Consider the following 14,608-nt stretch of genomic DNA (forward strand, 5'->3'; position numbering starts at 1 on the left):
AGGGTGCTCTCTCAATTTGATAACTGACTCATAGGTTAGCTTCAACCTTTCCAGTCATGAACTCAGACCAAAGTTGTTCCCAGCGCCCCTTACTCTGGATCAGTGCTCTTGTTGTCAAAAGCACTTCCGCTCCTGTTGCTTTCCACCTCATTCCAGAACCACATAATCGTTGCTTTACCAGAGTCTTACAAGCCGCTTCAGTAACTCCTGAACCTATTGGCCAATGGCGTTTAAGCGCCTGATGATAATTCATTAACTGGTGATTGTTTGTAAAATAGCTCACAGCTTTGTAGCGCTTCTCTGTCAGTGCGATTGTCTTTTTCGGGAGCTCGGCTGATTCAATTTCCTGAAGGATTTTTTTGGCTGCTCCACGCTTGTTTTTCAAACTATGTAGCCTGTCTTCAAGCCACTGGTGTCGCTTCGCCTTACTGGTTGGAAACAGTGCTTCCGCTGCTCCAGCTAAATATTCAGATGCATGATAAAAATCGAGTATCTGCCCAGAGGTATGTTGTTTCAAATAACTCCAGTTTTCTCTAGCCCCGTCAGCTACCCCGATGTATGTGGCATTTGGGTAGAGTCGTTTTAGATCTGCAATCTCCTCGTCGAGCTTGCTCATAAAGCTTTGTTTACCATACTCTGGCGAACTGGCTGTATATATCGTGTGGAGCCTGTCTCCATCTGCAGAATATAGGCTCAATGTCCCACACATGGCTTCCCTCCAGCCTTCTTCACAAAGCAGCATGCAGGTTCCATCCAGACCAATGGCTATTGTTTCAACAGGCTCTTTTAGTGGAGGAAGGTGGTAGTGAGTGTCTTGCTGGTCTTCAATTAATGCACCTACTCTGTCCGATAAATGCTTGATATAAGAATTTGAAAGCGTCCTTTGATGGTTGGTCTCAAAATCTTCTTTTACCGCAGGCGCTGGCATCTGGCTGTATTTCCAGGCGATAGACTTGGCAAATTTGGGGGTAGCTGAACCAATAATACCGGCACGAAGATCAAGTGCTGCCAGAGTACTGCCACCTCTGACACCCTGATATACGGAGCGCTCCAAAGGTATACGACCGTATAAGGTTTCATAGTGCTTAAGAACCTTTCCTTTGTAGTTCCACTTCTGCTGATTAACGACGATAGGTTCTTTATTGGGTGATTCAAATAGCCCCAATAACTCTTTTGTTCCAAGCTGCCCGGCTTCATTGAGTGCACGCTGTAAACTATCTTCAAGATTCAGCATGTTGCCTGAATCTATAGAAACTTCAATTTGCAAAACGATGCTTTTGGTAGAGCTGGAAATAACAGAAGCGGGCATGACAGTTAACTATTATGAGTGGTGTTCCCATAGTAGCTGTGAAAATAGAGCACTATTGTTTCAATCATTCAGAGAGAGCACCCCTTTTTTTAACCGCTGCTCAATCAATGAACAATAGAGCAATATTTATCCTGAATAATATTTAATCTGTTTTCTAATAAATAGTGACGTACGCTTTGTGTTGTTTAAAAAATACTCAAAACTCTTTAAGTTTATGAATAGTAAATGAAAGATAAAGGAAAAAACTATTCATCCAATAATTGCTTCAAATCAAATTATGGAAATAGTGAGTATATTATATTCTGCCTGCCTTCATAGAAGCGCTTGTTTTTTATCTCCTGATTAACATGAATGGGAGAGATTACATTTATTACTATGACGTGTTATTGATCATTTAAAGACCAGCTGTCTTGCTATGGCAACCTTAAGATCTGGTCTTCTTTATGATGAGTTATTCGTAAAATTCTGAATTAATTTTTATTCCAGACTATTCATTTTCTGTTTCAGAGTCTGTTTTCGAGTATTCAATTGATCCATTGTTAAAAATACTTATTTATAGAAAAAAGATTGAATACCCAAAAATCAGATTAGCTTTTTAGTATGTTATTCAAGGCTTTTAATAGGGGGAAGTTTGAATGGATGCTGAACCAAAAAAGGCAATAAAAATAGATACGAAGATAGCAATACCTTCGTTAGCTATTGTTGCCATATTGATTTATTTCACGGTTCGGGACCTGGATGCCGCTAATCAGGTAATTAACCAGGTCTTTCAATATGTGACCTACAAATGGGCCTGGGCATTTGAGTGGTACATGGTCATCATGCTGGGCGGTTATTTCTGGTTACTCTTCGGCCCTTATGCCAATAAAAAGCTGGGTGATGAGGAACCTGAATTCAGTACTGCCAGCTGGATCTTCATGATGTTTGCCTCGTGCACGTCGGCAGCCGTACTTTTCTGGGGTACGATTGAAGTTTATTACTATATCCTCACGCCTCCATTCGGTATCGAACCTTTCTCTCAGCAGGCAAAAGAATACGGCGTTGCCTACTCTCTCTTCCACTGGGGACCTTTACCCTGGGCAACCTACAGTCTGTTAAGTGTTGCTTTTGGCTACTTCCTGTATGTGAAAAAGGTCAATGTTATTCGCCCCAGTAAGACCATTGAACCACTGGTGGGTGAAAAGCACAGTAACGGCCTTTTTGGAACCTTCGTAGATAACCTTTATATCGTTGCGCTGATTCTGGCGATGGGTACCAGTCTTGGTCTGGCAACCCCACTGGTCACCGAGTGTATTGAGTATCTCTTTGGTATTGAGCGTAGCCTGGAAGTTGATGCCACAATCATTTCTTTCCTTATTGTGTTCAACGCGATCTGTGTGGCCTTCGGTCTTCAGAAAGGCATCCGTATCGCCAGTGACCTGAGAAGCTACCTGAGTATCTTTGTTCTTGCCTGGGTTCTGATCGTTGGTGGTACCACCTTTATTCTGAATTACTTCACCGACTCCTTTGGTGTTCTCCTGATGAATGCCGGCAGGATGCTGTTCTATACCGATGCCATCGGTGAGAGTGGTTTTCCTCAGAACTGGACCGTCTTCTACTGGGCCTGGTGGATGATTTACGGCATTCAGATGTGCATCTTCCTTGCCCGTATCTCCAAGGGCAGAACAGTACGTGAACTCTGTCTGGGCATGGTGGGCGGTCTGACTCTGACCACATGGACACTCTGGGGCATCCTCGGCAGCTATACCGTTGAGGTTATGCACAAGGGACTGCTGGATATCAGCACCATCATCAGTGAGAACGATGTACCACGGGCCATTATCGAAATCTGGGCAACACTGCCACTCAGCACTTTCACCATCGGTGTCTTCCTGGTGCTCTGTTTCCTGGCCACGATCACCCTGGTAAACGCCTGTTCTTACACCCTGGCCATGTCTACCTGTAAGGAAGCGACTGGTTACGACGAACCACCACTGTGGATTCGACTTGGCTGGTCTCTGCTGGTGGGGATTCTGGGTATTACCCTGCTTGCCCTGGGCGGCCTGAAGCCTCTGCAGACAGCCATCATCGCAGGGGGCGCGCCACTGGCCATCGTAAATATTCTGGTTATCTGGGCATTCCTGAAAGATGCCAAAAAGAATCGCTGGTAAATCTGTTTTTCAGTGAAGCCGCTTTTTTGAAACAAGAACCACTTAAGAAAGAAGAGTATTAGACATGGATTTTAATTTATCTGACGAGCAGGAACTGTTTGTTGCGGGTGTCCGCGAACTGATGGAAAGAGAGAACTGGGAAGCCTACTTCGTTGAATGTGACGAAAAGCACGAATACCCACTGCGCTGGGTGAAGGCTCTGGCTGAACTGGGCATCGACACCATGCTGCTGCCAGAAGAACACGACGGTATGGACGCTGGCCTGGTTACTCTGACCGCTATCTGGGAAGAGCTTGGACGTCACGGTGCACCTACCTACGTTCTGTATCAGCTGCCTGGTTTCAACACCATGCTGCGTCATGGTACCCAGGAACAGATCGACAAGATTTTTGCCCTGCGCGGTACTGGCGAACAGATGTGGAACTCCGCCATTACTGAACCAAGCGCCGGTTCTGACGTTGGCAGCCTGAAAACCACTTATACCCGCAAGGATGGCAAAGTCTATCTGAATGGTCACAAGTGCTTTATCACCAGTAGTGCCCACTGTCCTTACCTGGTGGTGATGGCCCGCGACTCTGCTTCTCCAGACTCACCAGTATTCTCCGAGTGGTTTGTGGACATGAGCAAGCCAGGCATCAAGCTGAACCCACTGGACAAGATCGGTCTGCGCATGGACAGCTGCTGCGAAGTGATCTTCGACAACGTTGAGCTGGAAGAGAAGGACATGTTTGGCTCTGAAGGCAATGGCTTCAACCGCGTCAAGGAAGAGTTTGATGCAGAGCGCTTCCTGGTGGCCTGCACCAACTACGGTATTGCTCTGTGTGCTTTTGAAGACGCTGCCAAGTACGCCAACCAGCGTATCCAGTTTGGTGAAGCCATCGGTCGTACCCAGCTGATCCAGGAAAAATTTGCTCACATGGCGATCAAACTGAACGCCATGAAGAACATGGTTTATGAAACTGCATGGAAGTGCGACAACGGCACTGTGAACTCCGGTGACGCTGCCATGTGTAAATACTTCTGTGCCAATGCTGCCTTCGAAGTAGTGGACTCTGCCATGCAGGTACTGGGCGGTATCGGTATCACTGGACATCGCGTTGGACGTTTCTGGCGTGACCTGCGGGTTGACCGTGTTTCCGGTGGATCTGACGAAATGCAGATTCTGACTCTCGGTCGCCAGGTACTGAAAAAGTATCGTTAATCTGTCGTTAACTGAACCTTTGGAAATGGCTGACCCTGCGGGGTTACCTTTCTGAAGGTGAATATCTTGCTTAGCGGGGGAATGAATAATGTCCAACAAGGTGTCTACACCGGAATTTGGCCCTTTACACGGGGTCCGGGTTGTTTTTTCAGCGCTTGAAATTGCCGGCCCATTTCCAGCCCAGATGATGGCGGAATGGGGTGCAGAAGTTATCTGGATCGAGCACACCAAATATCCCGATACCATCCGGGTAATGAAAAATTACCGTGAACTGGCGCGTCGTAACCTGCACAGTCTGTCCATCGATATCTTCTCTGAGGAAGGCAAGAAAGCATTCCTCAAGCTGATGGAAACCACCGATATCTTTATCGAGTCCAGTAAAGGCCCAGCCTTTAAGCGCCGTGGCATGACCGATGAGCTGCTGTGGGAACACAACAAGTCGCTGGTTATTGTGCACCTGTCTGGTTATGGCCAGTACGGTGAAGACCAGTACATCAACCTGCCTTCTTATGACCACATTGCCCAGGCATTCAGTGGTTACCTGGTTCAGAACGGTGATGGTGATCAGCCAGTACCTGCATTCCCGTACTCTGGTGACTACATCAGTGGCTTCATGGTGCTGAGTTCCGCCCTGGCGGCACTTCACAATGCCAAAAGAACCGGAGAAGGTGAAAGTGTTGACGTTGCCATGTATGAGGCTCTGCTGCGGGTCAGCCACTATTACATGATCGACTACTTCAATAACGGTACGCTCTACCCCCGCACAACCAAAGGTAAGGATCCAACTCAGGTAGGTTGTGGCGTTTATCGCTGTAATGACGGCTGTATCACCATGTCTTGGGTAGGTGGTCCACAGATCCGCAGGTTGCTTGAGGTTCTGGATCATACCCACATTCTGGGCACTGACGAGTTTCCTGAAGGCATTCCTGGCATTCGTGCTGACAGTTCTCAGGGGCAGATTCTGGAAGACAAGCTGGATGCATTCTTCGGTGAGAAAACCATCGATGAAACGCTGGAGCTGCTGGAGTCCATGACCATTGCTGCGACCCGTGTGCTGACCATTCCTGAACTGGAAAGCCATCCACAGTACATCGCCCGCGAAAACATTGTTGAGTGGGATACGCTGTCTGGTGGTAAGTGCAAGGGTTCAAACATTGTTCCTAAATTTACCAAAAACCCAGGGCAGATCTGGCGGAGCACACCATCACGGGGTATGGACACCGCAAGTATTCTGAGTGATCTCGGATACTCGGATCAGGAGATCCATGCTCTGGCAGAAGTCGGTGCCGTCAAGCTGGCTGATTAAACGACGAACGTTTGATTATTGGCTGGCTTTTTGAAAGCCGAACTTGAAAGAGTGAACTGGGCAAGAGTGCATTTTGGTGAACTGTCGGAAAAGACCGTCTGATTTTCCGGCAGCTACCCGAATGCCTTGAATAAATAACCGGGGTTTGCAGGCGAATTGCTCAGCGATGAGGTGTTACATTGGACTTGGTTGGCAATAAAAATTTACGTGATACATGGGATCGGCTGGCTCAGGCGTATGCTGAAAATACAGCCATTGTCTTTGAAGATGTATCAGGTAAAACCAGTGAACTTTCATACGCTGAGTTTAATCATCAGATAAATCAGGCTGCAAACCTCTTTCTGAAACTGGGCGTTAAAAAGGGTGACCGGGTTGCTACCCAGTTATTCAACAGCCCTGAATTTTTAATGAGTTGGTTTGGTCTGGCGAAAATTGGAGCTATTACCGTTCCGATTAATGTGCAGTCCCTGCACCACGAAGCCAGCTATATTCTGAAGAAATGCCAGGTAGAAACGGTCATTGTTGAGAAGCAGTTTGTTTCTCTTTATCAGGAAATCAGCCAGAAGGATGGCATTCCTCTTGAGCACATCCTGATCACACGAATTGAAGAAGATGAAGAACCTGCCGGGACTTTGAATTTTGGTGCCCTGTTAAGAAAGCAGTCAACAACACTGGAAAAAACCGTTCCTTTAGACAGCAGTGATCCAGTCGAGATTATTTTTACGTCGGGCACAACGTCTCGACCAAAAGGTGTGGTGATTACCCACTACAACCTTAACTTTTCCGGAATATATACCTCCTGGTTATGCTCTCTGCGTTCAGAAGACCGGTACCTGAGCACCATGCCAGCCTGTCACATTGATTTTCAATGCACTGCAGCGATGCCAACGTTTGCCTCAGGTGCCACGCTGATCCTGATAGAGAAGTACAGTGCATCTCGCTTCTGGAGTCAGATCTGCCATTACCGGGCAACCGTGACCGAATGTATTCCGCTGATGATTCGCACCCTCATGCTGCAGCCAGAGAGAGCCTGGGAGAAGGGTCACTGCCTGCGGGAAGTCATGTTTTATCTGACCCTTTCCGAGCTGGAAAAAGATCAGTTTTCAGAGCGCTTTGGTGTGAGGCTGCTGACGTCTTATGGCATGACCGAAACCATTGTTGGCAATCTGGGTGATACCCCCGGCTATGAGCGTCGCTGGCCATCCATTGGCAGACCCGGATTCTGCTACGAAATCAAAATTGTCGGGGTGCTCTCTCTGAATGATTGAAACAATAGTGCTCTATTTTCACAGCTACTATGGGAACACCACTCATAATAGTTAACTGTCATGCCCGCTTCTGTTATTTCCAGCTCTACCAAAAGCATCGTTTTGCAAATTGAAGTTTCTATAGATTCAGGCAACATGCTGAATCTTGAAGATAGTTTACAGCGTGCACTCAATGAAGCCGGGCAGCTTGGAACAAAAGAGTTATTGGGGCTATTTGAATCACCCAATAAAGAACCTATCGTCGTTAATCAGCAGAAGTGGAACTACAAAGGAAAGGTTCTTAAGCACTATGAAACCTTATACGGTCGTATACCTTTGGAGCGCTCCGTATATCAGGGTGTCAGAGGTGGCAGTACTCTGGCAGCACTTGATCTTCGTGCCGGTATTATTGGTTCAGCTACCCCCAAATTTGCCAAGTCTATCGCCTGGAAATACAGCCAGATGCCAGCGCCTGCGGTAAAAGAAGATTTTGAGACCAACCATCAAAGGACGCTTTCAAATTCTTATATCAAGCATTTATCGGACAGAGTAGGTGCATTAATTGAAGACCAGCAAGACACTCACTACCACCTTCCTCCACTAAAAGAGCCTGTTGAAACAATAGCCATTGGTCTGGATGGAACCTGCATGCTGCTTTGTGAAGAAGGCTGGAGGGAAGCCATGTGTGGGACATTGAGCCTATATTCTGCAGATGGAGACAGGCTCCACACGATATATACAGCCAGTTCGCCAGAGTATGGTAAACAAAGCTTTATGAGCAAGCTCGACGAGGAGATTGCAGATCTAAAACGACTCTACCCAAATGCCACATACATCGGGGTAGCTGACGGGGCTAGAGAAAACTGGAGTTATTTGAAACAACATACCTCTGGGCAGATACTCGATTTTTATCATGCATCTGAATATTTAGCTGGAGCAGCGGAAGCACTGTTTCCAACCAGTAAGGCGAAGCGACACCAGTGGCTTGAAGACAGGCTACATAGTTTGAAAAACAAGCGTGGAGCAGCCAAAAAAATCCTTCAGGAAATTGAATCAGCCGAGCTCCCGAAAAAGACAATCGCACTGACAGAGAAGCGCTACAAAGCTGTGAGCTATTTTACAAACAATCACCAGTTAATGAATTATCATCAGGCGCTTAAACGCCATTGGCCAATAGGTTCAGGAGTTACTGAAGCGGCTTGTAAGACTCTGGTAAAGCAACGATTATGTGGTTCTGGAATGAGGTGGAAAGCAACAGGAGCGGAAGTGCTTTTGACAACAAGAGCACTGATCCAGAGTAAGGGGCGCTGGGAACAACTTTGGTCTGAGTTCATGACTGGAAAGGTTGAAGCTAACCTATGAGTCAGTTATCAAATTGAGAGAGCACCCAATTGTCGATGATCAGGGTAACGAAGCAACACCAAATACCACCGGTGAAATTGTCATCAAGGGTGAACCAGGAAAAACGCTGTTTAAAGAGTATTACAACAACCCGGAAGCAACAGCAAAAGCACTGGACAGTCATGGTTGGCTTTATACCGGTGACAGCGGCTACATGGATGAAGATGGCTATTTCTATTTTGTTGACCGTAATGTCAATTTGATTAAGCGCTCCGGCGAAAATATTTCCAGTTCCGAAATTGAAAATGCACTGGTCTGCCATCCCAAAATTATTGAAGCCGCCGTTATCGGTATTCCAGATGAAATGTATGACGAAGTGGTTAACGCGTTTGTCATTCTTAAAGAAGGTGAAATATTAAGCACTGAAGAAATTCTTGAATTCTGTTCAACCCATATGGCGGCTTTTAAAGTGCCAGCCCATGTGGAATTCAGAACAGAGTTTCCAAGAACCTGTACAGGAAAAGTACAGAAGAACGTATTGAAAGAAGAAGTACTTTCCAGATCTGAATACCAGCAAGTTGAGAATTATCTGATTAACCGGAATCACACAGCTGAAATCAGGGTGGATACCGTACTGAATTAAGAGTGAATTTGTTTAACAAGTCTGATGCGGGTTTTTGATGAATGGTGTGCATGCTGATTGTCATCAGCATGTGATGAATAAAAAACGTAACTATTCAGCACCCTTCATATAAATCTGGAATTTTCTGATTTTTCGACCATCATCTTATACTCAATTTTTCTAACAAATCTCCAGTATGGAACCAGACTTCCCAGCTACTCCGTTTACCGAAGCTCTCCTTAAAGAGAATGAAGAGCTTCGGACCGAGAATGCGCTTTTACGGGAACGTTGCAGCGAACTGGAAGAAAGGGTTAATAAAAACAGTCAAAACAGTAGTAAGCCACCATCGTCAGATGGTTATCAAAAGCCCAGTAAAAAAGGGAGTGATAAAGGTGATACATCTTCCAAAGAAGCCCCCTGCTCCTCACAGGAAACACCGAACCCCAAAAGCCTTAGACCATCTTCAGGCAATAAACCAGGTGGCCAGAAAGGTCATCAAGGCTCTTGTTTGAGACGTGTCGCCTTACCCGATTATGTCAGGCATCTGAAGGTTGAAAAATGTTGCTGTTGCCAGTCTTCGCTTATCGATATTAAACCCACCAAATACATTGAGCGACAGGTTTTTGATCCAGGTAGACCCGGAGAATTTGAAGTTACCGCGTACTGGGCAGACGTTAAAGTATGTCCTTGTGGTAAACGGAACACCGCTGAGTTTCCCCAAGGAGTGAAAGCCGCTGCTCAATACGGAGAAGTGACTCAGGCAATGGCTGTTCATTTAAACCAGTATCACTTCATCCCATATCACCGGGTGTCTGAGTATTTCAATACTATTTATTGCATGAGTGTCAGCGCAGGCTCTGTTGCCAATTTTGTTGCCTATACCCATGAGAACCTGGCCTCTACTGAGCAGAGTATCCGCGATGCTTTACAAGAAAGTCCGGTTGCAGGAGCGGATGAAACTGGCATGCGGGTTGACGGTTCACTGTGGTGGTTACACATTATGCGAGATGACCAATGGACGCTTTACTACCTCTCAGAAAGGCGAGGTTGTGAAGCAATGGATGCAATGGGCATCCTGCTGACTTTTGCAGGCATTCTGGTTCACGATCATTGGAAGTCCTACTTTGCCTATGCGGCAGTGCATGTGCTTTGTAATGCCCATCATCTGAGAGAGCTTCAGGGAGTTGTCGATAGGGATGCGAATAAGCTGGCTCTGCGGCTGATGAAATTGCTTACGCTCTCCTGGCACTTCTGCAAGAAATACAAAGCAGCCGGTCTGACTCAAATGCCTGGTGCAATACAGCTTCGCATTGAGACGATATACGACCAAATCCTTCAAAGGGCTCTCACGAAGGAAACCGCTTATATGGAAAAACAACGACAGGTGCTTGGACGTAAGAAGGTCAGGAATACCAAGGCCTACAACCTGTTCAAAAGGCTTATTGAGTTTAAGGTTGAAACGTTGCGCTTCATGTCGGACTTTTCAATTCCCTTCGATAACAATGGCAGTGAACGTGATGCCAGGATGGCCAAACTTAAGCAGAAGATCTCAGGCTGCTTCAGAAGCGAAGACGGAGGTACCATGTTTACCCGAATCCGAAGCTATTTATCATCTGCTAAAAAGCAGGGGTTGAACATATTTCAGGCGCTTCTTAAAGCGGTTCGAAATTACAACAATACGCCTTTGCTGGGTGCTGAATAGTTACTAAAAAACAAACATATCGATAGACGCGGAAGCAAAACCATGACGATTAATACAGATCTGGTAGGCAAGGTATATGGCCCCTATGAAACTCAGTATGACCTGAATGATCTGCTGGCTTTCGGGGTGGGCAGTGGCGCGGCTCAGGATGGTAAAACCGACCTGGACTGGGCATTTGAAAAAGACCTTAAGGTAAACCCTGTCTTTCTGGCGACTATCGATGCATCCGACAAAGTAACTGAGGATATTGATTTCGGTTTTAACTGGGATGGTGTTCTGCACTGGGGGATTGATATGAAATTCCATCACCCCTTTGTCAAAAAGGCCGGCAAGTTGACCACCAATATTACTCTGACCGGTCTGTACGATCGAGGTGAAGGCCGGGGCTGTCTGGCACAGAAAACCGGGGAAACCTTCGATGAGGATGGCAACAAACTGCTGACCATCGATAACTGGGATATCTGTCTATACGACGGTGGTTTTGGTGGGCCTAAAGCACCACAGGACATCGTGGAGATGCCGGATCGTGCCCCTGACTTTGAATTTGATGACCACCTGAACCTGAACAGTGCCCTGGTTTTTCGTCTGATTGGTATCTATCACCATCTGCACGCTGACTGGGAATATGCCAAGGAGTTTGGTTACGAAAAGCCTTTCTATATGGGCCTCGGTCTGGCGGGTCTGGCATTCAGACACATCACTAATCAGTTTATGGGGCGTCGTCCCGAACGCATGACGCGTTTCAAACTTCGTTTTACCGGCGTCAGCTATCCGGGAATGGATGTGCGCACTCAGGTCTGGGAAATGCCTGACCAGTCCGTTCGCTTCCGTGTAGTCGATGCCAACAATCCTGAAACCATTCTTTTGAATTTTGCCTTGGCTGAGTGGCAATAAAGGCGAACGACTGAAAAATTAATTTCGTCAGGAGTACGACGATGGCTTTAAAACTGGATATGCAGGGCAAGACATACGGCCCTTTTGAACGGGAATATGACTTCCGTGAACTGATTATCTTTGGCCTGGGCTGTGGTGCCGGTGCCGATGGCAAGACGGACCTTGAGTACGTTTACGAAAAGGATCAGAAAATTCTGCCGATGTTTGCTGCCATGCCGATTGTGGACAGCGAAGTCACCAAAACCATCGACTTTGGTTTTGAATGGGGCGGTTCCCTGCACTGGGGCTTTGATCTTAAGTTTCATCAGCCTCTGACCAAACTGTCTGGCAAGCTCAGCACCAAAGTATTACTGAAGGGGCTTTACGACCGTGGTCCAGGCCGTGGCTGTCTGGCTCAGCACATTGGTGAGACCTTTGATGAAGATGGCACCCTGCTGTTTACCAATGAAAGCTGGGACTGCTGTCTGTACGACGGTGGCTTCGGTGGTCCAAAAGCACCAGCGGATATTGTTGAGATTCCTGAGAGAGAGCCTGACTTTGAAGTTGTGGAACAGGTGCCTCTGAACCAGGCCATCATCTATCGCCTGAATGGTGACTACCATCCTCAGCACATTGACTGGGAATATGCCCAGAAGTTTGACCATCCCAAGCCAAACCTGCACGCCGTAAGTACTGCCGGTTTTGCCTGCCGTCACATCATCAACACGCTGCTGCCTGGTGAGCCTGAGCGTCTGACCCGCTTCAAGACCCGGATTACCAAGTCTCTGTACCCGGGCTGCACGATCAAGACCCAGATGTGGAAGTGGGATGACAACTCCATCCACTTCCGTGTGATTGATGCCAACGATCCAGAAATCGCCTATCTGAACTACGCACTGGCTGAGTGGAAGTAGGTCATAGAGAGTATTGAGCATTTCCTCTGTTCCGGTGAGCAGAGACTGTTTTGAAGTATGTCCGGAGCAGAGTGCTCCGGGCAGTTTAGGTAGAAAGCTGAATGACTATGAAAATTATTGTTGGATGCAAACTGGTACCTGAAGAGCAGGATATCGTTGTACAGGCCGATGGCTCACTGGACGTTAGCCGTGCAACGCCAAAGATCAGCCCATTTGATCTGAACGCTATTGAAGCCGCTGTTGAAGTGAAAGGTCTGGTGGGTGAAGCCCACATTACCGCACTGAGCGTGGGTGACAAGACTCTGGAAAACAGCAAGGCCCTTAAGGACATCCTGTCCCGCGGTCCTGACGCCATGACTGCGGTGATGGATGATGCCTATACGCATCTGCTGCCAGAGCAGACGGCCGAAGTGATGGCAACTGCCGCCAGAGAGATTGGCTTTGACCTGATCCTGTGTGGTGACGGTTCCGGAGACCTTCTGGCTCAGCAGGTTGGTACCCGTCTGGGTGCACTGCTGGATGTCGCCACCCTGAGCGGCGTCAGCAAAATTGTTTCCGCGGACAACGGCAAGCTGGTGGTTGAGCGTGCACTGGAAAGTGAAGTGGAAGTGCTGGAAGTCACTCTACCCGCCGTTATCTCTGTTTCTGCAGACATCAACACCCCTGCTATTCCTGGCATGAAGGCCATTCTGGCTGCCGGTAAGAAGCCAGTAGGTACGATGACTCCATCAGCGCTGGGCGTAGCGCAGGGCACAGCATCGGTTGAATTGCTGGAAACCAAAGCACCCAAGCAGAAAGAACGCCTCAACGTCATGATTGAAGGCGACGGTGAAGATCAAATCGCTGAGCTGGTAAGCCACCTGCGTAAAATTCTGAATTGATAGGTTGACCAATGAGTAAGATTGCAAACGTTTGGGTTTTCAGCGACGTCGAATCCCGTCAGGCAGAAGTACTTGCCGGTGCCCGTGAACTGGGTGATGTGGTTTCTGCTTTTGTGATTGGCACCGATGGTGATGTAGCAAAAGCCTACGCCCAGGGTGCTGACAAAGTTTATCTGTTGGGTGCCAGAGAAACTTCACGCATTGTTGAAGATTACGCTGACACTATGGCCAAGGCCATCTCTGAAGCTGCCGATTCTGCATTGATTCTGCTGCCAGGCACTCGCTGCTGTAAGGCTCTGGCTTCTCTGCTGGGCGTTAAACTGAAGGCGGGTGTGGTTACTGAAGCGTATGACGTGACCGTTGAAGGCGGCGGTGTTACCGGTAAGCGCATGGTTTACGGTGGTCTTGCCCACGGTCAGGAGAAAGTGGCTTCTCCGTTTGCCGTGATGGTTGTCAGTGGTGGTGTATTTGCACCTGAAAGCGAAGATGCTGCCAGAACCGGTGAAACCATCAACGTTGAATTCGTTGCACCAAAGGCAGCCATCAAGTGTCTGGAGCGTCAGCCTAAGCAGGCTACTCAGGTAGACCTGGGTAAGGCCAAACGTATCGTCAGTATTGGCCGTGGTATTGCCAAAAAAGAAGATATCGCCATGGCGGAAGCCCTGGGTGCTGCCATTGATGCTGAGCTGGGTTGTTCCCGTCCGATCGCTGAGAGCGAGAAGTGGCTGGAGCAGGAGCGTTATGTGGGTATCTCCGGTGTGATGCCAAAACCAGAACTGTATCTGGCACTGGGTATTTCCGGTCAGATCCAGCACATGGTTGCTGCCAACAGTGCCCAGGTGATTGTTGCAGTGAACAAGGACAAAAATGCTCCGATCTTCCAATACGCGGACTACGGCATTGTTGGCGATCTTTACAAGATCGTGCCAGCACTGACTGCTGCGTTTGGCGAGAAATAAGCATCAGCTGATTCGCCGTCCGCTCTCCGCTGGCCACTTCCCGAAAATGATAAGACACATGTTTTTACGGGAAGCGGCCAGCGGGTTGCGGAAAGCGCTCTTA

Annotated in this window: 12 protein-coding genes; 11 read left to right on the plus strand and 1 reads right to left on the minus strand. The window is 47.7% G+C overall.

What is annotated here, in order from left to right:
- Nucleotides 1–28: 28 nt before the first annotated feature.
- Nucleotides 29–1,309, minus strand: coding sequence for an ISKra4 family transposase (locus ACOCLE_RS21240; protein WP_419532972.1), 1,281 nt, complete (start codon nt 1,307–1,309; stop codon nt 29–31).
- A 635-nt stretch (nt 1,310–1,944) separates the two neighbouring features.
- Between ACOCLE_RS21240 and caiT the strand changes: the two genes are divergently transcribed.
- The 11 genes from caiT to ACOCLE_RS21295 all read left to right on the plus strand — a co-directional run bounded on the left by caiT (nt 1,945) and on the right by ACOCLE_RS21295 (nt 14,505).
- A complete protein-coding gene (gene caiT / locus ACOCLE_RS21245) occupies nt 1,945–3,459 on the plus strand; it encodes an L-carnitine/gamma-butyrobetaine antiporter (protein WP_066013479.1) in 1,515 nt (504 codons plus the stop codon).
- A gap of 64 nt (nt 3,460–3,523) precedes the next feature.
- On the plus strand, nt 3,524–4,660 hold the full coding sequence (gene caiA, locus ACOCLE_RS21250; protein WP_419534135.1) for a crotonobetainyl-CoA dehydrogenase: 1,137 nt from the start codon (nt 3,524–3,526) through the stop codon (nt 4,658–4,660).
- 88 nt (nt 4,661–4,748) lie between these two features.
- Nucleotides 4,749–5,966 carry an L-carnitine CoA-transferase gene (gene caiB / locus ACOCLE_RS21255; RefSeq protein ID WP_034843901.1) on the plus strand — a complete coding sequence of 406 codons (1,218 nt, stop codon included), beginning with the start codon at nt 4,749–4,751 and terminating at the stop codon, nt 5,964–5,966.
- A 179-nt stretch (nt 5,967–6,145) separates the two neighbouring features.
- Complete coding sequence (locus ACOCLE_RS21260; RefSeq protein ID WP_419534136.1) at nt 6,146–7,234, plus strand: AMP-binding protein; 1,089 nt, start codon at nt 6,146–6,148, stop codon at nt 7,232–7,234.
- Between the two features lie 60 nt (nt 7,235–7,294).
- On the plus strand, nt 7,295–8,575 hold the full coding sequence (locus tag ACOCLE_RS21265) for an ISKra4 family transposase (protein ID WP_419532972.1): 1,281 nt from the start codon (nt 7,295–7,297) through the stop codon (nt 8,573–8,575).
- On the plus strand, nt 8,559–9,197 hold the full coding sequence (locus ACOCLE_RS21270) for an AMP-binding enzyme (protein WP_419534137.1): 639 nt from the start codon (nt 8,559–8,561) through the stop codon (nt 9,195–9,197). The genes ACOCLE_RS21265 and ACOCLE_RS21270 overlap by 17 nt, the downstream gene beginning before the upstream one ends.
- Before the next feature lie 175 nt (nt 9,198–9,372).
- Entirely contained in the window at nt 9,373–10,878 is a 1,506-nt protein-coding gene (gene tnpC / locus ACOCLE_RS21275) for an IS66 family transposase (protein WP_419532963.1), read from the plus strand.
- A gap of 42 nt (nt 10,879–10,920) precedes the next feature.
- Nucleotides 10,921–11,772: a MaoC/PaaZ C-terminal domain-containing protein gene (locus ACOCLE_RS21280; protein WP_419534138.1), complete on the plus strand. Its 852-nt coding sequence runs from the start codon at nt 10,921–10,923 to the stop codon at nt 11,770–11,772.
- A gap of 41 nt (nt 11,773–11,813) precedes the next feature.
- Complete coding sequence (locus ACOCLE_RS21285; protein WP_419534139.1) at nt 11,814–12,665, plus strand: MaoC/PaaZ C-terminal domain-containing protein; 852 nt, start codon at nt 11,814–11,816, stop codon at nt 12,663–12,665.
- Between the two features lie 101 nt (nt 12,666–12,766).
- The gene (gene fixA / locus ACOCLE_RS21290; protein ID WP_419534140.1) at nt 12,767–13,546 is read left to right on the plus strand and encodes a putative electron transfer flavoprotein FixA; all 780 of its coding nucleotides are present in this window, start codon (nt 12,767–12,769) and stop codon (nt 13,544–13,546) included.
- 11 nt (nt 13,547–13,557) lie between these two features.
- Entirely contained in the window at nt 13,558–14,505 is a 948-nt protein-coding gene (locus ACOCLE_RS21295) for an FAD-binding protein (RefSeq protein ID WP_419534141.1), read from the plus strand.
- The last annotated feature ends 103 nt before the right edge of the window (nt 14,506–14,608 follow it).

The organism is Endozoicomonas sp. (assembly GCF_965196975.1).
GTDB lineage: Bacteria > Pseudomonadota > Gammaproteobacteria > Pseudomonadales > Endozoicomonadaceae > Endozoicomonas.